Below are 24,067 nucleotides of genomic sequence, written 5' to 3'. Positions count from 1 at the left end.
GCCGACGGGCCTGCCGCCTGCCGGTGGTGTTGAATGGGGATCGTGCCTTCTGATCTCGAGATCGCCCAGGCCGCGCCGCTACGGCCGCTGACCGACATCGGTGCCTCGCTCGGGCTCGCGCCCGACGACCTCGAACCCTTCGGCCGCCACGCGGCCAAGATCGAGCTGGACGCCGTGGGTGCGGCCCGGCCTTCGGGCAAGTACGTGGTGGTGACCGCCGTCACCCCGACGCCGCTGGGGGAGGGCAAGACCACCACCGCCGTGGGCCTCGTGCAGGGGCTCGGCAAGGTCGGCCGGCAGGCCACCGCCGTGCTGCGACAGCCCTCGCTGGGCCCGGTGTTCGGCATCAAGGGCGGCGCCGCGGGCGCGGGGTGGTCGCAGATCATCCCCATGGAGGTGCTCAACCTGCACCTGACCGGTGACTTCCACGCGGTCACGGCGGCCCACAACCTGCTGGCCGCGATGGTCGACAACCACCTGCAGCACGGCAACAAGCTCGGCATCGCCCCGCACTCGATCACGTGGGGCCGCGTGCTCGACGTGAACGACCGCGCGCTGCGCAACATCGTCATCGGCCTCGGCGGACGCCTCGACGGCGTGCCGCGGCAGGCGCGCTTCGACATCACCGCGGCGTCCGAGGTCATGACGATCCTCGCGCTGGCGACGTCGCTGACCGACCTGCGCGAGCGGCTGGGCCGCATCGTGGTGGGCACCGACGTCGAGGGGCGTCCGGTGACGGCCGAGATGCTGAAGGCCGCAGGTGCCATGGCCGTGCTGCTCAAGGACGCCGTGCGCCCCAACCTGCTGCAGACCATCGAGGGGCAGGCCGCGCTGATCCACTGCGGGCCCTTCGGGAACATCGCCACCGGCAACAGCTCGATCGTGGCCGACCACGTGGGGCTGTCGCGCTCCGACATCGTCGTGACCGAGGCTGGCTTCGGCGCCGACCTGGGCTACGAGCGGTTCGTGAACGTGAAGTGCCGCACGTCCGGCTTCGTGCCCGACGCGGCGGTCGTCGTCGTCACCGTGCGCGCGCTCAAGGTGCACTCGGGCCGGTTCAAGGTCGTGGCGGGCAAGCCGCTGCCGCCCGAGCTGCTGCAGGAGAACCCCGACGACGTCGCGGCCGGCCTGTCGAACCTGGCCCACCACCTCGACATCGTCGCGGGCACCGGCGTGCCGGCGGTGGTCGCGATCAACGCGTTCCCCGACGACCACCCCTCTGAGCACGCGGTGATCCAGCGCTTCGCGCACCAGCGGGGCGTGCGGTGCGCGGTGTCGACCCACGTCGCCGACGGGGGAGCGGGCGCCACGGCCCTCGCCCGGGCGGTGCTGGAGGCCGTCGAGGACGGCACGAACCTGACGTTCTCCTACGAGCTGGACGCCTCCCTGGAGGACAAGCTGCACGCCGTCGCGACCAAGGTGTACGGGGCGTCCGGGGTGGACCTGGCCCCGGCCGCGGCGACCGAGCTGCGTCGCCTCACCGACCTCGGCTTCGGCGGGCTGCCGGTGCTGATCGCGAAGACCCACCTCTCGACGACGGCCACGCCGGCCGACCGGGGCGCGCCCAAGGGCTGGGTGCTGCCGGTGCGCGAGGTGCGTCTCGCGGCGGGCGCGGGCTACGTGTACGTGCTGTCGGGACAGATGCAGACGATGCCCGGCCTCGGCTCCTCGCCGGCCGCCGAGCGCATGGACCTGGCCGAGGACGGCCGGATCATGGGCCTGTTCTGAGCCCTGCTCAGGCGAGCAGCGTGCGGTCGGAGACGGCCTTCAGCTTCTCGAACTCGTGGAGCAGGTCGTCGGTCGTGGCCTTCTTCTTGTCCTCGCCGGCGAGCTCGTAGATGATCCGGCCCTCGTGCATCATGATCAGCCGGTTGCCCATGGCCAGGGCCTGGTGCATGTTGTGCGTCACCATCAGCGTGGTGAGCCCATGGCGGGCGACGGCCTCGTCGGTGAGCCGCGTGACCAGCGCCGCGCGGGCGGGGTCGAGGGCGGCGGTGTGCTCGTCGAGCAGCAGGATCTTGGGCTGGCTGAACGTCGCCATGAGCAACGAGAGCGCCTGGCGCTGACCCCCGGACAGCAGCCCGACGTCGGTGCGGAGCCGGTTCTCGAGGTCGAGCTCGAGGCTCTTCAGCTCGGTGCGGAACATCTCGCGCTTGGCGCGGGTGACGCCGGTGCGCAGGCCGCGGGTCTTGCCACGCGCGAACGCCATCGCCAGGTTCTGCTCGATGGTCCCGTGCGGCGTGGTGCCGGCCATCGGGTCCTGGAAGACGCGGCCGACCCAGCGGGCCACCTTGTGCACGGGCATCTTCGTCACGTCGACGCCGTCGATGTGCACCGAGCCGGCCTCGGGGCGGAACTCGCCGGCGACCACGTTGAGCAGCGTCGACTTGCCCGCGCCGTTGGAGCCGATGACGGTGACGAAGTCACCCTCGGCCAGGGTCAGGTCGACCCCGTCGAGGGCGACCTTCTCGTTCGGCGTGTGCTGGAAGAAGATCTTGCGCAGGTTGCGGACCTCAAGCACGGGCGGCCTCTCCCTTGGCGGCGGCCTCCATCAGGCGCTCGCGACGCCGGGCCCGCATGTGGCGGAAGACGCCCAGGCGGGGCAGCAGCAGCGCCGCGACGACCAGGATGGCCGAGATGAGCTTCATGTCGTTGGGGTCGGCGCCGGCCTGCAGCGCGAGCTGGATGACGATGCGGTACACCACCGAACCGACCACCACGGCGAGCGTCGCGAAGATGAAGCGCCGGCCGGAGATGATCGCCTGGCCGATGATCACCGACGCCAGGCCGGCCACGATGAGGCCGATGCCCATGCCGATGTCGGCGAAGCCCTGGTACTGGGCGATCAGGCCGCCGGCGAGGCCGACGAGGCCGTTCGACAGGGCCAGGCCCAGGATCTTGGTGTTGTCGGTCGACACGCCCTGGGCGCGGATCATGCGCTCGTTGTCGCCGGTGGCCTGCAGGGCCAGGCCCAGGTCGGTGTTGAGGAACCAGTCGAGGGCCAGCATGAAGGCCAGCACGACGACGGCGAACATGGCGACCGACACCCAGGTGCCCAGGTGGCGGTCGTCGCGCAGGCCCGACAGCAGCGTGTCGGTGCGCAGCAGGGGCAGGTTGGCACGCCCCATGATGCGCAGGTTGATGGAGTACAGGGCGATCTGGGTCAGGATGCCCGCCAGCAGCGGGTTGATCTTCCCCTTGGTGTGCAGCACGCCCGTGACCAGGCCTGCGATGGCTCCCGCGACCGCGCCGGCCGCCGTGGCGAGCCACGGCGACTGGCCGGCGATGATGAGGGACGCCGTGACGGCAGCTCCGGTCGTGAAGCTGCCGTCCACGGTCAGGTCGGGGAAGTCCAGCACGCGGAACGTGAGGTACACCCCCAGGGCCATCAGGCCGTAGATCAGGCCCAGGTCAAGAGCGGACAGCATCGGGTCAGCCGACGACCTCGGCGCCCGCCAGGACGTCCTCGGGGATGGTCACGCCCATGCGCTCGGCGGCGGCCTTGTTCACGTAGACCGCGAGGTCCTTCTGGGTCTCGACGGCCATCGTCGACACGTCGGCGCCCTCGGTGAGGATCTTCACGGCCATCTCGCCGGTCTGGTAGCCGAGCTTCTCGTAGTCGATACCGTAGGTGATGATGCCGCCCTTCTTGACCGAGTCGCCCTCGCCGACCACCAGGGGGATCTGCTTGGTCTCGGCGACCTGGATGACCGACTCGAGGCCCGCGACGACGTTGTTGTCGGTCGGCACGTAGATGGCGTCCACCTCGAGGGAGTTGGCGGCCTGCTGGACCTCACCGGTGGCGGTGACGGTCTTCTCGACGACCTCAAGGCCCTCGACGGCGGCGGCCTCCTTGGCGGCGGCGACCTGGACCTCGGAGTTCACCTCGCCGGAGGAGTAGATGATGCCGAGGGTCTTGGCCTCGGGCTTGAGCTTCTTGACCAGGGCGATCTGCTCGGCGACCGGGTTCATGTCGGAGGTGCCGGACACGTTGTGGCCCGGGGCGTCCATCGACTCGACGAGCTTGGCGGCGACCGGGTCGGTGACCGCGGTGAACAGCACCGGGGTGTCGGTGATGGCCTGCGCGGCGGCCTGGGCCGACGGGGTCGCGATGGCGAGCACCAGGTCGAGGCCGGCGGTGGCGAAGGTGGTGGAGATCGAGGTGACGGTGGCCTGGTCGGCGTTGCCGTTCTTCTCGTCGTAGGTGACCTCGAGGCCCGCGTCGGCGAGGGCCTTCTTGAAGCCGACCAGGGACGCGTCGAGCGACGGGTGGGCGACGTACTGGGAGACGCCGACCTTGTAGGTCTTGGGGTCGGCCGGGGCCTGGGCGGTGCTGCCGCCGGCCGCGGGGGTGGACGCCGGCGCGGCGGCCGGGGTGCCGGCGCAGCCCGCGAGGGCGAGGGACAGGGCGGCGACGAGGCCCGCGACGACGGTGACGGGGTTGCGCTTCACGATGGTTCCTTCCGGACGGCCCACGGCGGTCGTGAGGTACCGCGCGGGCTGGGACCGGGCCACAGTATCGAGCGGTGGGGACGCCGCCGGGCCGGTCTCAGGCCTCGACAAGGCCGCGGCACCGACTACGGTGGAGGACATGGCCGAGCTGCCCCGATCCTCGAAGTACCGCGCGACCCCGAACGCGCCGCTGGACGACGGCGAGCGCAACCGCCTGGTCGAGCGGCTCAACGCCGCCTACGAGGCCGGACAGGTCTCCGCCGACGAGTACCCCCGCCTGCTGGACACCCTGTTCGGGGCGACCACCCTGGGCGAGGTCGCGGGTGTGGTCGAGGTCCTGCCCGGGGCGTCCACGCACGACGTGCCGGCGATCGTGGAGGCGGGCCCGGGGCGTCCGGGTGAGCTGAGCGAGGCGCGCGCGCCGAGCGGGGCCATGGTCGCCAAGGTCGCGGCCGGTGGCGTGGTGGCCCTGGTGCTGCTGCTGGTGATCCTGTTCGCCATCCTGCTCTGAGCGCGATGGCACCCCCGAAGGGGGATTTGGGCGTCCGTTGCCGGTTGGAGTAACATGGGACGTCGGTCACCTGTGTCCACAGGTGGCGAAGCGTTCCCTGAGGAGATCATGGCCAAGAAGGAAGGCGCCCTCGAGATGGAGGGTTCCGTCGTCGAAGCTCTGCCCAACGCGATGTTCCGCGTTGAGCTGACCAACGGGCACCGCGTTCTGGCGACCATCAGCGGCAAGATGCGGCAGCACTACATCCGCATCCTGCCCAGCGACCGGGTCGTCGTGGAGTTGTCCCCGTACGACCTCACACGCGGGCGCATCGTCTACCGCCACAAGTGACCGAAGTTCTCAACGCATCCATCCACGCCGGACGCGGGACACCCCTGTGCCCGGCACCAGAGAAGAAAGTAGCTCGATGAAGGTTCAGCCGAGCGTCAAGAAGATCTGCGACAAGTGCAAGGTGATCCGCCGGCACGGTCGCGTGATGGTGATCTGCGAGAACCCCCGCCACAAGCAGCGCCAGGGCTGACCTGCCCGCTGTGGGGTCGGAGGGACACGATCACCGTTGGAGCCCCTCCAACAACAACTGAAGAACGTGACGGCACACCCAGGTGGGTGCGGGAGACGCTCCCGCACGCCAAACCCCCTGGATCCACCCCCGGACGAAGGCCGGGGCCCGCGCTCAGGCGCACGGGACGCCGCACGCCACACACCTTCGCAGCCCACGGGCTGACACATTTGAAAGGGACACGCCTGATGGCACGACTCATCGGTGTCGATCTTCCGCGCGAGAAGCGTCTGGAGATCGGCCTCACCTACATCTTTGGCATCGGTCGCACCCGCGCCAAGGAGATCCTGGCCGCCACCGGCATCAGCGGCGACGTCCGCGTGAAGGACCTGACCGACGAGCAGCTCGTCGCGATGCGTGACTTCATCGAGGCGAACTACGAGACCGAGGGTGACCTCCGTCGTACGGTCGCCGCCGACATCCGTCGCAAGATCGAGATCGGCTCGTACCAGGGCCGCCGCCACCGCATGGGCCTCCCGGTCCACGGGCAGCGCACGCGCACCAACGCGCGTACTCGCAAGGGCCGCAAGAAGGCCGTCGCCGGCAAGAAGAAGGCCCGCTGACGCGGCGCCTGAGAGACCAGGAGAACCAGACACATGGCACAAGCAGGCCGCACCAAGGCTCAGGCTGCCGCCGCGAAGAACAAGGTTCGTCGCAAGGAGAAGAAGAACATCGTCTCCGGGCAGGCACACATCAAGAGCACGTTCAACAACACCATCATCACGATCACCGACCCGACCGGTGCGGTGATCTCGTGGGCCTCCGCCGGCACCGTCGGCTTCAAGGGCTCGCGCAAGTCGACGCCGTTCGCGGCCCAGATGGCCGCCGAGGCCGCTGGTCGCCGTGCGATGGACCACGGCATGAAGCGCGTGGACGTCTTCGTCAAGGGCCCCGGCTCCGGCCGTGAGACCGCCATCCGTTCGCTCGGGGCGCTGGGCCTGGAGATCGGCCCGATCTCCGACGTGACCCCCGTGCCGCACAACGGCTGCCGTCCCCCCAAGCGCCGTCGCGTCTGAGCCCGAGTCGAAGAAAGTAAGGACTGATCAACCATGGCCCGTTACACCGGCCCCATCACCAAGAAGTCCCGCCGGCTCGGTACCGACCTGGTGGGCAACGACAAGGCCTTCGAGCGCCGCGCGTACCCCCCGGGCATGCACGGCCGCGCCCGCACCAAGGAGTCGGAGTACCTGCTCCAGCTCCGCGAGAAGCAGAAGGCCCGCTTCGCCTACGGCGTCCTCGAGAAGCAGTTCCGCCGCTACTACGAGGAGGCCGTGCGCAAGCCTGGCAAGACCGGTGAGGTCCTGCTCCAGATCCTCGAGTCGCGCCTCGACAACGTCGTGTACCGCGCCGGCTTCGCCTCGACCCGTCGTCAGGCCCGCCAGCTCGTGGTCCACGGCCACTTCCTGGTCAACGGCAAGAAGGTGAACATCCCCAGCTACCGCGTCACGGCGTACGACATCATCGACGTCAAGCCGAAGTCGCTGAACCTGGACCCGTTCGTCATCGCCCGCGAGACGCACCACGAGCGCGTCGTCCCGGCGTGGCTGACCGTTCGCCCCAACCGGATGCGCATCCTCGTGCACCAGCTGCCCACCCGCGACCAGATCACGGTCGACGTGCAGGAGCAGCTGATCGTGGAGCTGTACTCCAAGTAGTCGGACGCGGTCGGCGTCCGAGTTCGTCGCGGGCCAACCACCCTGCACTGCGCAGGCGCAGGGCAGGGGGCCAGGCCCATCCACGGCCCACGACGAATCGGACGCCGCCCGCTCGGCTACCCGGCCGCCCGCCCCACCGGTGTGGGGTGGGGGTCACCTTGAAACTTCGGGTTCGGCACGGTGCCGGGCCCGCTTTCACCGTCAAATAGTGGGCGGTGGGAAGGAACAACATGCTCATCGCACAGCGTCCGACGCTGACCGAGGACGTCATCTCCGACAACCGGTCGCGCTTCGTCATCGAGCCCCTCGAGCCGGGCTTCGGCTACACCCTCGGCAACTCGATGCGGCGCACGCTGCTGTCGTCCATCCCGGGCGCGGCCGTGACCAGCATCAAGATCGAGGGCAACCAGCACGAGTTCTCGACCCTCCCGGGTGTCGTCGAGGACGTGACCGAGATCATCCTCAACGTCAAGCAGCTCGTGCTGTCCTCCGAGGAGGACGAGCCGGTCGTCATGTACCTGCGCAAGGCCGGGGCCGGTGCTGTCACCGCCGCCGACATCGCGCCGCCCGCCGGTGTGGAGATCCACAACCCCGAGCTGCACATCGCCACGCTCAACGCGTCCGGCAAGATCGACATGGAGCTCGTCGTCGAGCGCGGCCGTGGCTACGTCTCCGCCGCGCAGAACAAGCACGCCGACTCCGAGATCGGCCGCATCCCGGTCGACTCGATCTACAGCCCCGTGCTGAAGGTCACCTACAAGGTGGAGGCCACCCGTGTCGAGCAGCGCACCGACTTCGACCGCCTGATCGTCGACGTCGAGACCAAGCCGGCCATCAGCCCGCGCGACGCCGTGGCGTCCGCCGGCAAGACGCTGGTGGAGCTCTTCGGCCTGGCCCGTGAGCTCAACGTCGAGGCCGAGGGCATCGAGATCGGCCCCTCGCCGGTCGACGAGCAGTACGCCGCCGACCTCGCCCTCCCCGTCGAGGAGCTGAAGCTGACCATGCGCAGCTACAACTGCCTCAAGCGCGAGGGCATCCACACCGTGTCCGAGCTGGTCTCCCGCTCCGAGCAGGACCTCCTCGACATCCGCAACTTCGGCTCCAAGTCGATCGAGGAGGTCAAGCTCCGCCTCCAGGAGATGGGCCTCGCCCTCAAGGACAGCGCCCCCGGCTTCGACCCGCTGGCTGCCCTGGGCAGCTACGACGAGGACGCTGACTTCGACGCCGACAACGACCAGTTCTGACAGACCCAGGAGAGACAACCACCATGCCCAAGCCCACGAAGGGTCCCCGCCTCGGCGGAAGCCCGGCCCACGAGCGGATCATCCTGGCCAACCTCGCCAGCCAGCTCTTCGAGCACGGCCGGATCACGACGACCGAGGCCAAGGCCAAGCGCGTCCGCCCGCTGGCCGAGAAGCTGATCACCAAGGCCAAGCGCGGTGACCTGCACAGCCGCCGCGTCGTGCTGCGCACCATCACCGACAAGGGCGTCGTCCACGTCCTGTTCACCGAGATCGCGCCGACGATGGCCGAGCGTGACGGCGGCTACACCCGCATCACCAAGATCGGCAACCGCCAGGGCGACAACGCGCCCATGGCCGTGATCGAGATCGTCTCCGAGACGGTCGAGGAGTCGCGCAAGGCCAAGGCCAAGGCGTCCGGCTCCAAGGCCGCCCCGAAGGCCGCCAGCAAGCCCGCCGCCAAGGCCGCCAAGCCGGCCAAGGAGGAGGCTGCCGCCGAGGTCGTCGACGTCGAGGCCGACACCGTCCCCACCGACGAGCCCGTCGCCACCGAGGCCGTCGAGGCCGCGGGCTTCGTCGACGCGATGGCGGGCCAGGAGTCGGCCGACGCCGACGAGGAGAAGGACGAGGCCTGAGCCTCGCCCTCACCGGCAAGCACGCAGCGCCCGGTCCCCGATGGGGGCCGGGCGCTCTGTTGTGCAGGGGCTGTTGGTGGTCCGGGCAGCGCGGACCGGTGGGTCGGTGCCCGGGGCCCCGAGGCGGATGCGCTGGGGCATGACCGAGAACTGACCTGAACCCGGCCTACTTCTTCCGTTCGCGCAGGCGTACGCGGGCGAAGTCCCTCGGTTGAGGTCACTTCTCGGCTCCGGCAGCCGCCGCCTGCGGCAGCGTGCGCATGAGCGAGGGGGGTTGGGCAGCGGAGGTTCCCGAAACCCGCAGGACCGACACTCGACCGGCCGGGGCGGGCCTCCGCGGTGCTCGAGTGTCGGTCCTGCGGGTGGCGAGACGAACGGGACGCCGTGGGCCCGGCGCGGTGGGCCCACGGCGTCCGTGGTACGGGAGGGCCAGGCGGGCATGAGCGCGGCCGTGCCCGGGAAACGCGAAGGCCCCGCGAGCACATGCTCGCGGGGCCTTCGGGCTGACGTGGGTCAGGCCGCGTGGCGGCAGCCCCAGGGCTGCAGGCCGCGCTGGGCGTAGAGCCGGTTCGCGACCGTGATCTGCTCGGCGCGCGAGGCCTGGTGCGGGTAGGCCGCGAAGTCGGGGCCGTTCACCGAGCGCCAGGTGGCCAGGTTGAACTGGAGGCCGCCGTAGTAGCCGTTGCCGGTGTTGATGTTCCAGCGGCCGGAGGACTCGCACTGGGCGATCCGGTCCCACATGTCGGCGCGGGCCAGGTTGATGGCGCCACCCTTGGGCTCGGGAGCCGGGGCTGAGTCCTTCGGCGGGGTCGACTTCTTGGCCGGCGTGGTGCGCTCGGTCGAACGGGAGGTGACCTTCCTGGGCTCGACCTTCTTCGGCTCGGCGACCTTCGTGCCGACGCGGACGACCTGGGCGACCGGCTCGAGGGTGACAGTCTCGGAGAGGGTCTTGGTGCTCTCGACCACGCCGTCGACCGTGACGACCTCGACGACGTCCTCACGGGTGCCATTGACGCCCTCGGTCTTCACCTTGCGCTGCCCCTTGGCCAGCGAGGGGTCCTTCACCTCGGTGGTCGGGAACTCGAGGGTGACGACCTTGGTCTCGCTGGTGACGGCCACGCGCTGGACGGTGATGGTGTCGCCGGCCTTCAGGACGGTGCCGATGGCGGGGGAGACACGATCAAGGTTGCCGAGCTTGACGCCGGCGGCCGCGATGGCCTGGCTGACGGTGGGCTCGGTGAGGTTGAGCCAGTGGGTGGTGTTGTCGGCCCACACGCGGATGTCGGTGGTCACGGGCGCGGGCTGGGCGACGGTGGCCACCGTGGCGGGCTGCCCCTGCGTGGCGCCGATGGCGACACCGGCGCCGGTCACCAGCACAGCCGCGCTGGCAGCGACGGCGACGAGCTTGGTCGAGATGGGCAAGACGGACTCCTGACGTGCGGAACAAGTTCTTTCACCCTCTACTATCCGCTGTTTCTGAGAAAATCTCAAACTGACTCTCAGTGTTTCATCAGGTTGGCTGGTCGGAGTGACCAGAAAAAGCCGCGGCCGGCGTCCACGGGGGACGCCTGCCGCGGCGGTCTGCGCGGGTTGCGGTCGCCGATCAGTAGGCGATCTCGGCGGCACGGGCCGCGGCGAGGCGCTCGCCGACGTTGGCCCAGTTGATGACGTTCCACCACGCCTTGACGTAGTCGCCCTTCACGTTCTTGTACTGCAGGTAGAACGCGTGCTCCCACATGTCGAGCTGCAGGATCGGCAGCTGGCCGACGGGCAGGTTGCCCTGCTGGTCGAAGAGCTGGTTGATGTTGAGGCGCTTGCCGAGGGTGTCCCACACCAGCATCGACCAGCCGGAGCCCTGGATGCCGTTGGCGGCCTCGTTGAACTGCTTCTGGAACCCGTCGAACGAGCCGAAGAACTCGTCGATCGCGGCCGCGACCTCACCCTCGGGGGCGCCGCCGCCGTCGGGGGACATGTTCTTCCAGAACACCGAGTGGTTCACGTGGCCACCGAGGTGGAAGGCCAGGTCCTTCTCGAGCTTGTTGATCGCGGCGAAGTTGCCGGTCTCGCGGGCCTCGGCCAGCTTCTCGAGCGCGGTGTTGGCGCCGGTCACGTAGGCCTGGTGGTGCTTGCTGTGGTGCAGCTCCATGATCTGGGCCGAGATGTGCGGCTCGAGGGCGCTGTAGTCGTAGTCGAGCTCCGGAAGGGTGTACGTCATCGGGTTGCTTCCTCTCGTTCGGGTCGTCGTTGCGTGCAACAGCGAACGTCCCCACCCTATTCCCCCCTGCGGGAAGGGCAAGGGGGTCAGCGGGGGTGAAAGCTGCAGCACCGCGCGGGTAGGACGGTCGGCGATGGCGTCGCCCTGCGCATCGCCACGGTGCGCTGCCGGCCGGCAGGAGCCGGCACCCCCCGGACGCGCCGAACGGGGTGCGGGAGTAGTCTCCGGCACCCCGTTCGGGAGAGTGGTGGTGGTCGAGTGCTATCGGCCGTCGAAGGCGTCCTTGACGCCGTCAGCCAGGTTCCGGCCTGCGTCCTTGACGTTCTCGCCCGCCTGCTTGGCCTTGGCGCCGAGTTGTTCGGCCTTGCCCTCAGCCTCGAGGCGTTCGTTGTCCGTCACGTCGCCGGCAGCTTCCTTGGCCTTGCTGGCCAGCTCCTCGGCCTTGTTCGAGATCTTGTCACCGAGTCCCATGGGCAACTCCTCTCCGCGCGGCGGGCGCCTGCGCTCGATTCGTCGAGGCTAGTCGGACGCAGGTTGGATGACAAGGGGTGCGACCTCGAACACCCGGAATCCCTTGGCCGAAGCGGTCCGGTCGCAGCGGTAGCCCTGCTCCTGCAGCCAGCGTTGCAGCGAGTCCGCGCCGAGGTTGCGGCCCACCACCAGGCGGGCCACGCCGCCCGGCGCCAGGCGGGCCAACCAGTGCAGCAGCAGGGCGTGCAGGGCCTCCTTGCCGATCCGGATCGGCGGGTTGGACCAGATCTCGTCGTAGCGGGCCTCCGGGTCGGCGTCCTCGGGCAGCGTGGCCCGCACACGGTCACCTACGCCGTGCGCGGCCGCGTTGAGGCGGGTCAGCGCGAGGGCGCGCTCGTTGGTGTCCACGGCGTCCACGGTCGCGCCCGGTGCGGCGGACGCCGCGGCCACGGTCAGCACGCCGTACCCGCAGCCCAGGTCGAGGATCCGGCGGGCGCCGGCGTCCGGGGTGTGCGTGCGCAGCAGGACACCCGTGCCGAGGTCCAGCCCGTCCCCGGAGAACACGCCTGCGGCGGTCGTGAAGGTCCAGTCGGTGTCCCAGAACCGGACGTCGATCGTGCGGCGGCGCTCCTCGGAGGTCGGCGTCTCGAAGTAGTGCGTCATGGCAGGGGCCTCTCGTCGCGGCGGGCACGGGCCTCGAGCTGGCGCGCGGCCAGCTGGTCGTCGTGCGGGTAGCCGACCTCCTCGAGCACGAGCCCGTGGGGCGGGAGGACCGTCACGTCGCCGGCCCGGTCGACCCGGTCGAGCAGGGACGCCAGCCACGCGGCGTCCCGCTGCCCCTGGCCGACCGCGACGAGGGCGCCGACCACCGAGCGGACCATCGAGTGGCAGAACGCGTCGGCGCGCAGGGTCACCTCGACCAGCCCGGCGGGGGAGCGCTCGGCGTGGCACTCCAGCATCTCCCGGATCGTGGTCGCGCCCTCGCGGCGCTTGCAGAACGCGCCGAAGTCGTGCAGGCCGACCAGCGAGCGCGCGCCCGCGTCGACCGCGGCCACGTCGAGGGGGCCGCGCACGCGCACGGCCGTGTGGCGCACCAGCGGGTCGGGGGAGTCGTCGGCCAGGCGGAACACGTAGCGGCGCCAGATCGCGGCGAAGCGGGCGTCGAAGCCCTCGGGCGCCACCCGGACCCGGTGCACCACCACGTCGTCGGGCAGCACGCGGCCGAGGCGTCGCTGCAGCTCCTCGGCCAGGTCGTCCGCGGGCAGGTCGACGTGGGCCACCTGGCCGCGCGCGTGCACCCCGGCGTCGGTGCGGCCGGCCACCGTGAGGCTGACCGGCTCGGGCAGGCGCAGCACCGTGCTGATCCAGTGCTCGAGGGTGCCCTGCACGCTGCGGAAGCCGTCCTGCGTGGCCCAGCCGTGGAAGTCGCGGCCGTCGTAGGCGAGGTCCAGCCGGTAGCGCGTCGGTGCGGCCTGCGTCACAACGGCACCTCCCCGGACGCCCCGGGCCGCGGTTCGCGGTGGAGCAGGTCGGGCACCGTGGGGACGTCGGCGTCGGCGTCCGGGCGTCGGTAGGTGAGGTCGTGGACCTCGCGCCCGGCGTCGAGGCCGCGCTGCTCGTACTTGGTGAGTGGGCGCTCGGCCCAGCGGGGGGCCCACCCGCCGTGCACGTTGACCAGCCCCGGGGCGACGTCGAGCACCTCGCGCATCGCCTCGGCGTAGTCGGCCCAGTCGGTGGCCAGCCGCCACTGCCCGCCCGGCACCAGCCGCGAGGCGACGAGCTCGGCGAACTCGGGGCTGACCAGCCGGCGCTTGTGGTGGCGAGGCTTGTGCCAGGGGTCGGGGAAGAACGTCCACAGCTCGGCGACCGTGGCGGGGGCGAACAGGTGCTCCAGCCCCTCGACGCCGTTGGCGAGCACGACGCGGACGTTGGTGACGCCGTGGCGGTTGATCCGGCTCAGCGTGGAGGCGACCGCCGGCTGGAAGACCTCGAACGCCACCACGTTCGCCTCCGGGTGCTGCTCGGCGAGCGCGACCAGGGCCTCGCCCCGGCCGGAACCGATCTCGACGAACAGTGGGGCCTCGCGGCCGAATGTGGCGGCCCAGTCCACGTGGGCGTCCGGGTGCACCGACGTGGAGAGCTCCCGCGCCGGGACGCGGATGACCAGGTCGTCGGCCAGCGTCGTCCACGCCTTCTCCTGGGAGGCGTTCATCCGGGCGGAGCGACGGACGTAGGAGACAACCTCCCGGTGGACCCGGGGACGATCTGGACGCGGCACGCGGTGAGCCTACCGGCCGACTAGATTGGGAGGCGTCCCCGCATGGAAGGAGCGCTCCGGTGCGCGCCATCTTGAACATCATCTGGCTTCTCTTCGGCGGAATCTGGCTGGCCCTGGGCTACTTCCTGTTCGGGCTGCTGGCCTGCTTGCTCATCATCACGATCCCGGCCGGGATCGCGTCGTTCCGGATGGGAACCTACGCCCTGTGGCCCTTCGGCAAGACCGTCGTGACCAAGCCGACCTCGGGTGCCGGCTCGGCGCTCATGAACGGCATCTGGTTCGTCATCGGCGGCCTGTGGCTGGCGATCGGCCACCTGACCACGGCGGCGGCGCAGGCGATCACGATCGTCGGCATCCCGCTCGCGATCGCGAACCTGAAGATGATCCCCGTGACCTGCTTCCCCTTCGGCAAGCAGATCGTGGATTCTGACTCCATTCCGGCGGGAACGCGACCGATCTTCACGATCTGACAACCGTAGGCCGCAAGATGTAGCGTAGAGGGTTGTGCTCGACCCGTACCTGTTCGCCTCCACGCTGCTCACCCTCTTCGTCATCCTCGACCCTCCCGGCCTGTTGCCGGTGTTCCTCGGGCTCACCCGGGGCATGTCGCGGCGGGAGCGGCACCGGGCCGCACTGGGGGCGTCCATGGTCGCCTTCGGGGTGATCGGCCTGTTCGCGATCTTCGGGCGGTTCATCCTCGACTACCTGCACATCACCATCGAGGCCCTCCAGGTCTCCGGGGGGCTGCTCCTGCTGCTCGTGGCCATGCAGTTGCTCACCGGCGCGGGGGAGGGCGAGGTCGCCGAGGCCGGCGCCACCAACATCGCAATCGTCCCGCTCGGCATCCCGCTCCTGGCGGGCCCCGGCTCGATCGTCGCCATGATGCTCGCCGTGCAGCAGGCCCGTCCGACCGGGCTGTGGGGCTTCGCGACCGTGGGGCTGGCGCTCGTCGCGGCGCTGCTGCTGGTCTGGGTCTTCCTCCGCTTCGCCGGCGCGATCCAGCGGTTCCTGCACAACTCCGGCACGGTGCTGCTCACGCGCGTGGCCGGCATGCTGCTCGCCGCGATCGCGGTTCAGATGCTGGCCGACGGCGTGCTGGCGTTCCTGCGGCAGGTCTGAGACCGCGGCCGGGGGCGTCCGACCAACTGGTGGCAACGGGTGCTGCGCCTTGGGTGGCGCGCCTATTCTTCGGACCATGCGCGGAGACGGCACCGATGGTGCGGCGGCCCAGTGGTTCGCCCGGTTCACCACGCGCATCCGTGAGGCGCTGCCGGCCAAGCTGCAGCGCGTCCTGCCCATCACGTTCATCGGGTACGCGTTCATCAACGGCAGCGCGTTCCTGCTCGACATGGGGTTCCTGGCCATCGTCGGCCAGTACATGCCGCACGTGCCCTACGGCATCACCTTCTCGATCGGCTACGGGCTGGCGTCGGTCTACGCGTTCTTCCTCAACCGCTGGCTGAACTTCCGCGAGCACGGCGACCTGGGCAAGCAGTCCAGCAAGTACACCTTCGTGATCATCAGCAACTACGTGATCTGGATCCTCGGGTTCGGCACCTTCCTGGGCGTCCTCGGGGTGCCGCTCATGGTCGCCCGCGTCATCGCCGCCTGCATCGAGGGCCTGTACATCTACATCATGCTGCGCCTGTGGGTCTTCCCCCGCCGCCGACCCGAGGTGGACGCCGACCCTGCGGTCGCCGACCTGCCGGCGCCCGCGGTGCAGTTGCAGCCCTCCCCGACCGAGCACGCCTGAGCCGACAGACGGCTGCGGCGTCCCGGGAGGACCCGGGACGCCGCACTGTGCTGATCGCCGTCAGTCCTTCTTGGCGAACTTCTCCACCAGGTTGCCCGGCAGCAGCTCGTAGCCGTGGAACGACCGCGTGAACGTACCCGTGCCCTGGGCGATGCCGCGTAGGTCGATCGCGTAGCGCGACAGCTCCAGCTGCGGGACCAGCGCCGAGATGATGACCTTGCGGCCGTCGGTGTCGGTGCCCTGCATCTGCCCGCGGCGACCGGAGATGTCGGTCATGACCGCGCCCATGTACTCCTCGCCCACGGTGACGGTGACGAGGTCGACGGGCTCGAGCAGCGCGACGTTCCGGCCGACCACCGCGGCCTCCTTCAGCGCGGCCGCGGCCGCCATCTGGAACGCCATGTCGGAGGAGTCGACCGAGTGGGCCTTGCCGTCGAACAGGGTGACCCGCACGTCCACCATCGGGAAGCCCGCGATGACGCCCTTGTCGAGTTGGGCCTTGGCGCCCTTCTCGACCGACGGGATGAAGTTGCGCGGGACCGCGCCACCCACGACCTTGTCGACGAACTCGAAGCCGGCGCCGCGCTCGAGCGGCTCGACCTCGATGTTCACCACGGCGTACTGGCCGTGGCCGCCGGACTGCTTGACGTGGCGCCCGAGCGCCGTCGCCTTGGCGGTGAAGGTCTCGCGCAGGGCGATCTTCACCTCCTCCTGCTCGACGTTGACGCCGTAGCGGTCCTTGAGGCGGTTGAGCAGCAGGTCGGCGTGCGCCTGGCCCGTGGTCCACAGCACCAGCTGGTCGGACGCCCCGCGCCCGAGCTTGACCGTCGAGTCCTCCACCGCGAGGCGGTTGAGCGCGCCGGACAGCTTGTCCTCGTCGTTGCGGGTGGCGGCCTTGATGGCCAGCGGCAGCAGCGCGGCGGGCATCTTCCAGTTGGGGATCAGCACCACGTCGTCCTTGGCGGACAGGGTGTCGCCGGTCTCGGCGGCGGCGAGCTTCGGCAGCATGACGATCTCGCCCGCGATGGCGGAGGCCTTCGGCTTCAGCTCGACGCCCTGCGCCTGCTGGATCTGGCCGATGCGCTCCTCCTGGTCGCGGTCGGGGTACTCGTCGGGGTCGAGGCCGAGGAAGAACGCCTTGTGGCCCGACAGGTGCACCACGTCGTCGGTGCGCAGGGTGCCGGAGTAGATGCGCACCATCGACAGGCGGCCCGCGAACGGGTCGGTCGTCGTGCGGATCACCTGGGCGACCAGCGGGGCGTCGGGGTCGGAGGGGGCCGGGCCCACCTCGTCGCCGTTCAGCTTCACCATCGTCGGGTTCGGGTGCGTGCTCGGCGTCGGGAAGCCCTGCTCGATGAGGCTCAGCAGCTCCTCGGTGCCCAGGCCGGAGGACTGGATGACGGGGACGACCGGGTACAGGTTCGCGCCCGAAGTCGCCTTCATCAGGTCGTCGAGGAGGTAGTCGCGACCGGGGTCGGCACCCTCGAGGTAGGAGTCCATCAGCTCGGCGTCGTCGGCCTCCTGGATGAGGCCCTCGATCAGCGCGTTGCGGTGCTCCTCGATGAGGTCGTCGTGGCTCTCGTCCTGCTCGTTGAGGACGGGCTCGCCGCCACCGGCGGAGTAGTCGCGGAAACGACGCGAGAGGACGCCGACCGTGCCGTTGATGCCGGCACCGGAGCCGACGGGCACGTGCGTGGGCAGGACGCCGTCGCCGAACTTGTCCTTCAGCTCGGCCACGACGGTGTCGAAGTCGGAGTGGGCGGCGTCCAGCTTGGTGAGCGCGATGACGCGGGGGAGCCCGGCCTCGGCGCACTCCTCCCAGAGGGCCTGGGCAGCGCCGTCGATGCCGTCGGAGGCGCTGACCACGAAGATCGCGGCGTCCGCGGCCCGGATGCCCGCGCGCAGCTCACCGACGAAGTCGGCGTGCCCGGGGGCGTCGAGGAGGTTGACGAAGACGTCACCCGTCACGAGTGACGCGAGGTAGAGCTGGGAGAGACGCTCGGCGTCGTCCTTCTCGCCCCTGTAGCCGGCGACGCGCGCCCGCAGCAGCTGCTCGAACAGCGAGGTCTTTCCCGACCCCGCCGTGCCGACCAGCACCACGTTGCGTACATCGTCCGGCTTGTTCACCTGGACCTGTCCGTTGTTCACCTTTGAACTCATAGGGGCTACCTTGCCACTCGTGCCCCGCGAGCGCGAGGGATTGTGAAATGTCTCCTACAACGTGTCGTTGTGCCGTGTCGGGGGCCGGTTGCACGCCCCGGAGGTCGATTTGGAGGCGCGCCGGGCGCAGCGGTAAGGTGGGGCGCTGTTGCGCTGTGACGTGTCCGGGGAGGCGTCCAGTGGTGTTCCTTCCAGCTCCCCGATGACAGATGGGTTACCCGCGTGTCCACGTACACTCCGAAGCCTGGTGAGATCACCAGGAACTGGCATGTGATCGACGCCTCCGACGTCGTCCTCGGTCGCCTCGCCGTGACCGCCGCGACGCTGCTGCGCGGCAAGCACAAGCCGACCTTTGCCCCCCACGTCGACACCGGTGACTTCGTCATCGTCGTCAACGCCTCCAAGATCGCCCTGTCGGGCAACAAGGCCACCACGAAGCTGGCCTACCGTCACTCCGGCCGTCCCGGTGGCCTGAAGTCGGTTCCTTACGGCGAGCTGCTGGAGAACGACCCCCGCCAGGCCGTCGAGCGCGCCGTCTGGGGCATGCTCCCCAAGAACAAGCTGAGCCGCCAGCTCATCAAGAAGCTCAAGGTCTACGCGGGCCCGGAGCACCCTCACGCCGCGCAGAAGCCGCAGGCGTACGAGATCACCCAGATCGCCCAGTGACCCAGAGGATTTGAGAAGTGACTGACACCACCAACGAGGAAGTCCTCGACGAGATCACGCCGTTCACCGACGAGGCCGACCGCGAGATCGCCTACCGCGCCGAGGGCACCCCGTCCTCCGCCACCCCCGGTGAGCGCCCCGCCGTCATCGCCCCCGGCGCGGCCACCGGCCGCCGCAAGGAGGCCATCGCCCGCGTCCGCCTGGTCCCCGGCACCGGCCAGTTCAAGATCAACGGCCGCACGCTGGACGACTACTTCCCGAACAAGCTGCACCAGCAGACCGTCAACGAGCCGTTCGTCACGGCCGCCGTTGAGGGCTCCTACGACGTGATCGCCAAGATCGTCGGCGGCGGCATCACCGGCCAGGCCGGTGCCCTGCGCCTCGGCATCGCCCGCGCGCTCAACGCCGTCGACGCCGAGGCCTCGCGCCCGGCGCTGAAGAAGGCCGGTCTGCTGACCCGCGACGCCCGCATCAAGGAGCGCAAGAAGGCTGGTCTCAAGAAGGCCCGCAAGGCTCCGCAGTACAGCAAGCGCTGACGCCCATGCCACGGCTCTTCGGTACCGATGGGGTCCGGGGCAAGGCGAACGTCGACCTCACCGCAGAGCTCGCTCTCGAGCTCTCGGTGGCGGCCGCGCACGTGCTCGGCGAGTCCGGGCTCTTCGAGGGTCACCGTCCGGTGGCCCTCGTTGCGCGTGACCCCCGTGCCTCGGGCGAGTTCCTCGAGGCGGCGGTGGTGGCCGGCCTGGCCTCCGCCGGGGTCGACGTCATCCGCGTCGGCGTGGTCCCCACGCCCGGCGCCGCCTACCTGGTCAACGAGCTGGACGCCGACCTCGGCGTCATGCTGTCCGCCTCGCACAACCCGATGCCCGACAACGGGATCAAGTTCTTCGCCAAGGGTGGCGTCAAGCTCGACGACTACCTGGAGGACATGATCGAGGCCCGCCTCGGCCAGCAGTGGGAGCGCCCCGTCGCCGAGCGCGTGGGTCGCGTCACCGACCGGCCCGAGCTGATCGAGAACTACGTCGCGCACCTGGTCTCGTCGCTGGGTTCCGAGGGCAGCCTCCACGGCCTGAAGGTCGTGCTCGACTGCGCCAACGGCGCGGCGTTCACCACCGGCCCGGCCGCGTTCGAGGCCCAGGGCGCGGAGGTCGTCACGATCAACGCCGCCCCGACCGGCCTCAACATCAACGAGAACGCCGGTTCGACCCACATGGACGGGCTCAAGGCCGCCGTGCAGCACTTCGAGGCCGACCTCGGGTTCGCCTTCGACGGGGACGCCGACCGCTGCCTGGCCGTGGACCGGGCAGGCAACGAGGTGGACGGGGACCAGATCCTCGCCATCCTCGCCCTGGCGCTGCGCGACCAGGGACGCCTGCACAACGACACCGTCGTGGCCACGGTCATGAGCAACCTCGGCTTCATGCAGGCCATGGCCGCCCACGACATCCGGGTCGACCAGACCAAGGTGGGCGACCGGTACGTGCTGGAGTCCATGAACGCCAACGGGTTCGCCCTGGGTGGCGAGCAGTCCGGCCACGTGATCATGAGCGAGTACGCGACGACCGGTGACGGCGTCCTGACCGCCCTGCACGTCGCCGCGCAGGTGGTGACGTCCGGCCGCGACCTGGCCGACCTCGCCGCCGTGATGAAGCGCCTGCCGCAGGTGATGATCAACGTCAAGGGCGTCAACAAGGCCCGCGCCGGCATCGACCCCGAGGTCAACGCCGCCGTGACGGCCGCGGGCCGCGAGCTGGGCACCTCCGGTCGCGTCCTGCTACGCCCCTCCGGGACCGAGCCCGTCGTCCGCGTGATGGTCGAGGCCGAGACCGAGGAGAAGGCCGCCGAGGTGGCCGAGCGGTTGGCGTCCATCGTCGAGGAGCGCCTGGCCCTGTGAGCCCCCACCGGCGCGTCTCGTCCATCGTCGCCGCCATGGCCGCGCTGCTGGTGGGCGCGTTCGTGCTGTCCAGCTCGCTGGTCGCGACGCTGCCGCAGTTCCGGTTCGAGTCGCAGTTCCCCGCCCTGCTGCCCTTCTTCGTGTGGGCGGCCGCCACCGGCGTCGGGCACCTGGCCAACCTCGGCCGGGCGCTGCACGACCCGTGGCGCGGCGCCTACGGGTACGCCTCGGTCGCCCCCTACGTCCTGCTGATGCTCGCGAGCGCGGCCGCCCCGCAGGTGTCCCTGCCGTGGTGGTTCGCCGTCGTCGCGGCTCTGGCCGCCATGCTGCCGTTCGTGCTGCTCGCCCTGCGCGCCGGCACGAAGCTGTCCATCGACCCCGCCCGGGACGCCGACGACGCCTCCCTGCGCGGCACGTTCACCATCGGGCTCGCCCTCATGCTGCTCGTCTGGGCGGTGTCGGCACCGTCGTTCAGCGGCGCCGTCCTCGCCGTGCTGCTGGCCGTCGGGCTGGGCGTGGCGAGCATGACCACCCACGGCCTCGCCCGGGCGTCCCGCACGTGGCGGCTGCGCCACTGGGCGAGCCTGGCGCTCGGCTCGCTGGTGGCCTGGGCGTCCGTGCTCGTCGGCGGGCTGACCGACCTGCTCGACAACCCGTGGGTCGTGCTCGGTGCGGTGCTGCTCGGCGGGCTGCCGCTGCTCGTGGTCAACGCGCTGGAGGCCCGCCGCCGCTGAGGCGCGTGCCGGCTACGTCTTGCGGATCCGGATCCACTCGATGTCGTGGTCGGAGTCCTTGCGCAGGATCGCCGTCGCCCGCCCCCGCGTGGGCAGGATGTTCTGCACGTGGTTGGGGCCGTTGATGGTGTCCCAGATGTTCTCGGCGTAGGCCTGCGCGGCGTCGGCGTCCATCTTCGCGAACCGGGTGAAGTAGGACCGCGGGTCGAGGAACGCGCTCTCGCGCAGGGCCATGAACCGCTCCAGGTACCAGGCGCGCAGGTCGGACTCGGCCGCATCGACGTAGACGGAGAAGTCGAAGAAGTCGCTGACGGCCAGGGACGCGTGTCCCGACTTGCGCCGGCGCGCGGGCTGCAGGACGTTGAGGCCCTCCACGATCAGGATGTCGGGTTGGCGGACCGTGATGAACTCGCCCGGCACGATGTCGTAGGTCAGGTGGCTGTAGACCGGGGCCGAGACCTCGGGCGCGCCGGACTTCACGTCCATCACGAAGCGCAGCAGGGCGCCGCGGTCGTAGCTCTGCGGGAACCCCTTGCGGTGCATGATCCCGCGGCGCTGCAGCTCGGCGTTGGGCATCAGGAAGCCGTCGGTGGTGATCAGGTCGACCTTGGGGCGTCCGGGGAGCTGGTGCAGGAGCTCGACCAGCAGGCGCGACGTGGTGGACTTGCCGACCGCCACCGACCCGGCGACGCCGATGACGAACGGGGTGCGGCGCTCCTTCAGCCCGAGGTACTCGTGGGTGGCGCGGTAGAGGTGCCCGGTGTGCATGACGTAGAGGTTCACCAGCTCGGTCAGGGGCAGGTAGACGTCCCGCACCTGGGCCAGGTCGATGGTGTCGAGGCGTGACCGGACGCCCCGGAGGGTCTCCTCGGACAGGCTGACCGGCATCTGCTCGGCCAGCTCGGCCCACTTGCCCCGATCGGCCAGGACGTACGGCCCGAATTCGTCGACGGGCTCGTGTCCGGGGGCCGGGTTGGCGGGCGCTACGCTGAATCCCATGTGCGGAATTATCGGCTATGTGGGCCCCCAAGGTGCGCAGAAGGTGCTCGTGGACGCGTTGCGGCGCATGGAGTACCGCGGCTATGACTCGGCCGGCATCGCCCTGGTCGGCTCCGACGGCATCGCCTCGGCCAAGAAGGCCGGCAAGCTGCTGAACCTCGAGGCCGAGCTCGACGAGACGCCGATCCCCGACGCGAACCTGGGCATCGGGCACACCCGCTGGGCCACCCACGGCGCGCCGTCCGACGCCAACGCGCACCCGCACATCTCGTCGAACGGGCGCGTGGCGCTCGTCCACAACGGCATCATCGAGAACTTCGCCGTGCTCAAGGCCGAGCTGCAGGCCGCCGGCGTCGAGTTCCGCTCCGAGACCGACAGCGAGGTGGCCGCCCACCTGGTCGGCCGCGAGGTCGAGGGCGGGGCGTCCCTCGCCGACGCGCTGCGCTCGGTGGCCCGCCGTCTGGAGGGCGCGTTCACTCTGGTCGCGGTGGACAAGGATTCGCCCGGCACCCTCGTCGCCGCCCGCCGCAACTCGCCGCTGGTCGTCGGCGTGGGGGAGGGCGAGATGTTCGTCGCCTCCGACGTGGCCGCCTTCATCGAGCACACCCGCGAGGCCGTCGAGATGGGCCAGGACGAGGTCGTCGAGGTCACGGCGTCCGGCTACCGGGTCACCGACTTCGACGGCAACGAGACCGAGGGCAAGCCCTTCCACGTCGACTGGGACCTCTCGGCCGCCGAGAAGGGTGGCTACGACTGGTTCATGCGCAAGGAGATCTACGAGCAGCCGCGCGCGGTCGCCGACACCCTGCTGGGCCGCTTCGACGCCGACCGCCGCCTGACGCTGGACGAGATCCGCATCTCCGAGACCGAGCTGCGCACCATCGACAAGATCGTCGTCGTCGCCTGCGGCACGGCCTACTACGCCGGTCTGGTGGCCAAGTACGCCATCGAGCACTGGACGCGGGTGGCCTGCGAGGTCGAGATCGCCTCCGAGTTCCGCTACCGCGACCCGATCATCACCCCGCGCACGCTGGTCGTCACGATCTCCCAGTCGGGCGAGACCGCCGACACCCTGATGGCCGTGCGCCACGCGCGTGAGCAGGGCGCCAAGGTGATCGCGATCTGCAACACCAACGGCTCGACGATCCCGCGCGAGTCGGACGCCGTGCTCTACACCCACGCCGGCCCCGAGATCGGCGTCGCCTCGACCAAGGGCTTCCTCACCCAGGTGGCCGCCTGCTACCTGCTGGGCCTCTACCTGGCCCAGGTGCGCGGCACCAAGTACGGCGACGAGATCGCCTCGATCATGGCCGAGCTGGAGTCGATGCCCGACAAGATCCAGGCCGTGCTCGACGACGCCGAGTCGGTGCACGCGCTGGCGCGTGAGCTCGTCGACGAGAAGTCGGTGCTGTTCCTCGGACGCCACGTCGGCTACCCGGTGGCCCTCGAGGGCGCCCTCAAGCTCAAGGAGATCGCGTACCTGCACGCCGAGGGGTTCCCGGCCGGCGAGCTCAAGCACGGGCCCATCGCGCTGGTCGAGGAGGGCCTGCCCGTCTTCGTGATCGTGCCCCCGCAGGGCCGCGACCAGCTGCACGACAAGGTCATCTCCAACATCCAGGAGGTGCGCGCCCGCGGCGCCCGCACGATCGTGCTGGTGGAGGAGGGCGACACCGTCGTCGAGCCGTACGCAGACGTCATCCTGCGCCTGCCCAAGGCCTCGACCCTCCTGCAGCCCCTGCTGGCCACCGTGCCGCTGCAGATCTTCGCGTGCGAGGTGGCGACGCTGAAGGGCTACGACGTCGACCAGCCGCGCAACCTGGCGAAGTCCGTCACGGTCGAGTGAC

The 24,067-nt window shown here is 70.2% G+C and carries 28 protein-coding genes; 17 read left to right on the top strand and 11 right to left on the bottom strand.

What is annotated here, in order from left to right:
- Positions 1–42: 42 nt before the first annotated feature.
- Positions 43–1,728, top strand: a complete 1,686-nt coding sequence (locus H5397_RS08650) for a formate--tetrahydrofolate ligase (RefSeq protein ID WP_309224325.1) — start codon at positions 43–45, stop codon at positions 1,726–1,728.
- A gap of 7 nt (positions 1,729–1,735) precedes the next feature.
- Here the strand turns inward: H5397_RS08650 and H5397_RS08645 are convergent, their stop codons facing one another.
- From H5397_RS08645 to H5397_RS08635, 3 genes are read right to left on the bottom strand one after another with little or no spacing between them, the layout of a single operon-like run.
- Entirely contained in the window at positions 1,736–2,521 is a 786-nt protein-coding gene (locus H5397_RS08645; RefSeq protein ID WP_182816608.1) for an ABC transporter ATP-binding protein, read from the bottom strand.
- Positions 2,514–3,428 (bottom strand): ABC transporter permease, encoded by a 915-nt coding sequence (locus H5397_RS08640; RefSeq protein ID WP_182816606.1) that lies wholly within the window; start codon positions 3,426–3,428, stop codon positions 2,514–2,516. Before H5397_RS08640 ends, H5397_RS08645 begins: the two co-directional genes overlap by 8 nt.
- Positions 3,429–3,432: 4 nt before the next feature.
- Positions 3,433–4,452 (bottom strand): ABC transporter substrate-binding protein, encoded by a 1,020-nt coding sequence (locus H5397_RS08635; RefSeq protein ID WP_309224324.1) that lies wholly within the window; start codon positions 4,450–4,452, stop codon positions 3,433–3,435.
- A gap of 139 nt (positions 4,453–4,591) precedes the next feature.
- Between H5397_RS08635 and H5397_RS08630 the strand changes: the two genes are divergently transcribed.
- From H5397_RS08630 to rplQ, 8 genes are all read left to right on the top strand, one after another.
- Positions 4,592–4,963, top strand: a complete 372-nt coding sequence (locus H5397_RS08630; protein WP_182816602.1) for a DUF1707 domain-containing protein — start codon at positions 4,592–4,594, stop codon at positions 4,961–4,963.
- Between the two features lie 108 nt (positions 4,964–5,071).
- Positions 5,072–5,293: a translation initiation factor IF-1 gene (gene infA / locus H5397_RS08625; RefSeq protein WP_131167419.1), complete on the top strand. Its 222-nt coding sequence runs from the start codon at positions 5,072–5,074 to the stop codon at positions 5,291–5,293.
- Between the two features lie 76 nt (positions 5,294–5,369).
- Positions 5,370–5,483 carry a 50S ribosomal protein L36 gene (rpmJ, locus tag H5397_RS08620; RefSeq protein ID WP_020575560.1) on the top strand — a complete coding sequence of 38 codons (114 nt, stop codon included), beginning with the start codon at positions 5,370–5,372 and terminating at the stop codon, positions 5,481–5,483.
- A 227-nt stretch (positions 5,484–5,710) separates the two neighbouring features.
- The gene (gene rpsM, locus H5397_RS08615; RefSeq protein ID WP_182816600.1) at positions 5,711–6,085 is read left to right on the top strand and encodes a 30S ribosomal protein S13; all 375 of its coding nucleotides are present in this window, start codon (positions 5,711–5,713) and stop codon (positions 6,083–6,085) included.
- 33 nt (positions 6,086–6,118) lie between these two features.
- Entirely contained in the window at positions 6,119–6,538 is a 420-nt protein-coding gene (rpsK, locus tag H5397_RS08610; protein ID WP_182816598.1) for a 30S ribosomal protein S11, read from the top strand.
- A gap of 33 nt (positions 6,539–6,571) precedes the next feature.
- Positions 6,572–7,177: a 30S ribosomal protein S4 gene (gene rpsD, locus H5397_RS08605; RefSeq protein WP_182816596.1), complete on the top strand. Its 606-nt coding sequence runs from the start codon at positions 6,572–6,574 to the stop codon at positions 7,175–7,177.
- Positions 7,178–7,407: 230 nt separating this feature from the next.
- Positions 7,408–8,421 carry a DNA-directed RNA polymerase subunit alpha gene (locus H5397_RS08600; RefSeq protein WP_182816594.1) on the top strand — a complete coding sequence of 338 codons (1,014 nt, stop codon included), beginning with the start codon at positions 7,408–7,410 and terminating at the stop codon, positions 8,419–8,421.
- 23 nt (positions 8,422–8,444) lie between these two features.
- Complete coding sequence (gene rplQ / locus H5397_RS08595) at positions 8,445–9,053, top strand: 50S ribosomal protein L17 (RefSeq protein ID WP_182816592.1); 609 nt, start codon at positions 8,445–8,447, stop codon at positions 9,051–9,053.
- 513 nt (positions 9,054–9,566) lie between these two features.
- Here the strand turns inward: rplQ and H5397_RS18660 are convergent.
- The 6 genes from H5397_RS18660 to trmB all read right to left on the bottom strand — a co-directional run bounded on the left by H5397_RS18660 (position 9,567) and on the right by trmB (position 14,017).
- A complete protein-coding gene (locus tag H5397_RS18660) occupies positions 9,567–10,475 on the bottom strand; it encodes a resuscitation-promoting factor (RefSeq protein ID WP_182816590.1) in 909 nt (302 codons plus the stop codon).
- Positions 10,476–10,656: 181 nt separating this feature from the next.
- A complete protein-coding gene (locus H5397_RS08585) occupies positions 10,657–11,268 on the bottom strand; it encodes a superoxide dismutase (protein ID WP_182816588.1) in 612 nt (203 codons plus the stop codon).
- Between the two features lie 261 nt (positions 11,269–11,529).
- Complete coding sequence (locus H5397_RS08580) at positions 11,530–11,739, bottom strand: CsbD family protein (RefSeq protein ID WP_182816586.1); 210 nt, start codon at positions 11,737–11,739, stop codon at positions 11,530–11,532.
- A gap of 48 nt (positions 11,740–11,787) precedes the next feature.
- Positions 11,788–12,402, bottom strand: a complete 615-nt coding sequence (locus tag H5397_RS08575; protein ID WP_182816584.1) for a class I SAM-dependent methyltransferase — start codon at positions 12,400–12,402, stop codon at positions 11,788–11,790.
- Positions 12,399–13,220, bottom strand: a complete 822-nt coding sequence (gene truA, locus H5397_RS08570; RefSeq protein ID WP_182816582.1) for a tRNA pseudouridine(38-40) synthase TruA — start codon at positions 13,218–13,220, stop codon at positions 12,399–12,401. Before truA ends, H5397_RS08575 begins: the two co-directional genes overlap by 4 nt.
- Positions 13,217–14,017 carry a tRNA (guanosine(46)-N7)-methyltransferase TrmB gene (gene trmB / locus H5397_RS08565; RefSeq protein ID WP_309224323.1) on the bottom strand — a complete coding sequence of 267 codons (801 nt, stop codon included), beginning with the start codon at positions 14,015–14,017 and terminating at the stop codon, positions 13,217–13,219. Before trmB ends, truA begins: the two co-directional genes overlap by 4 nt.
- Before the next feature lie 59 nt (positions 14,018–14,076).
- On the opposite strand from trmB, the gene H5397_RS08560 reads away from it, so the two are divergent.
- From H5397_RS08560 to H5397_RS08550, 3 genes are all read left to right on the top strand, one after another.
- Positions 14,077–14,487: a YccF domain-containing protein gene (locus H5397_RS08560; protein WP_182816580.1), complete on the top strand. Its 411-nt coding sequence runs from the start codon at positions 14,077–14,079 to the stop codon at positions 14,485–14,487.
- 34 nt (positions 14,488–14,521) lie between these two features.
- Complete coding sequence (locus tag H5397_RS08555; RefSeq protein WP_182816578.1) at positions 14,522–15,136, top strand: MarC family protein; 615 nt, start codon at positions 14,522–14,524, stop codon at positions 15,134–15,136.
- A 76-nt stretch (positions 15,137–15,212) separates the two neighbouring features.
- A complete protein-coding gene (locus H5397_RS08550; RefSeq protein WP_182816576.1) occupies positions 15,213–15,770 on the top strand; it encodes a GtrA family protein in 558 nt (185 codons plus the stop codon).
- Between the two features lie 60 nt (positions 15,771–15,830).
- On the opposite strand, the gene H5397_RS08545 is transcribed toward H5397_RS08550, so the two are convergent.
- Positions 15,831–17,930: an elongation factor G-like protein EF-G2 gene (locus tag H5397_RS08545; RefSeq protein ID WP_182816574.1), complete on the bottom strand. Its 2,100-nt coding sequence runs from the start codon at positions 17,928–17,930 to the stop codon at positions 15,831–15,833.
- Between the two features lie 222 nt (positions 17,931–18,152).
- On the opposite strand from H5397_RS08545, the gene rplM reads away from it, so the two are divergent.
- The 4 genes from rplM to H5397_RS08525 are packed head-to-tail and all read left to right on the top strand — an operon-like array spanning position 18,153 to position 21,224.
- Positions 18,153–18,596 (top strand): 50S ribosomal protein L13, encoded by a 444-nt coding sequence (gene rplM / locus H5397_RS08540; protein WP_182816572.1) that lies wholly within the window; start codon positions 18,153–18,155, stop codon positions 18,594–18,596.
- A 17-nt stretch (positions 18,597–18,613) separates the two neighbouring features.
- Positions 18,614–19,132 (top strand): 30S ribosomal protein S9, encoded by a 519-nt coding sequence (gene rpsI, locus H5397_RS18180; RefSeq protein ID WP_182816570.1) that lies wholly within the window; start codon positions 18,614–18,616, stop codon positions 19,130–19,132.
- A 5-nt stretch (positions 19,133–19,137) separates the two neighbouring features.
- Positions 19,138–20,490: a phosphoglucosamine mutase gene (glmM, locus tag H5397_RS08530; protein WP_182816568.1), complete on the top strand. Its 1,353-nt coding sequence runs from the start codon at positions 19,138–19,140 to the stop codon at positions 20,488–20,490.
- Complete coding sequence (locus tag H5397_RS08525; protein WP_182816566.1) at positions 20,487–21,224, top strand: hypothetical protein; 738 nt, start codon at positions 20,487–20,489, stop codon at positions 21,222–21,224. Before glmM ends, H5397_RS08525 begins: the two co-directional genes overlap by 4 nt.
- 12 nt (positions 21,225–21,236) lie before the next feature.
- Here the strand turns inward: H5397_RS08525 and coaA are convergent, their stop codons facing one another.
- On the bottom strand, positions 21,237–22,223 hold the full coding sequence (gene coaA / locus H5397_RS08520; protein ID WP_182816564.1) for a type I pantothenate kinase: 987 nt from the start codon (positions 22,221–22,223) through the stop codon (positions 21,237–21,239).
- Here coaA and glmS point away from each other — a divergent pair.
- The gene (gene glmS / locus H5397_RS08515; RefSeq protein WP_182816562.1) at positions 22,222–24,066 is read left to right on the top strand and encodes a glutamine--fructose-6-phosphate transaminase (isomerizing); all 1,845 of its coding nucleotides are present in this window, start codon (positions 22,222–22,224) and stop codon (positions 24,064–24,066) included. The two genes, coaA and glmS, sit on opposite strands and share 2 nt — an antisense overlap.
- Position 24,067: the final 1 nt, after the last annotated feature.

This window comes from Propioniciclava sp. MC1683 (assembly GCF_014164675.1).
Lineage (GTDB): Bacteria > Actinomycetota > Actinomycetes > Propionibacteriales > Propionibacteriaceae > Propioniciclava.
This window is presented reverse-complemented; position numbering and strand designations above follow the sequence as displayed.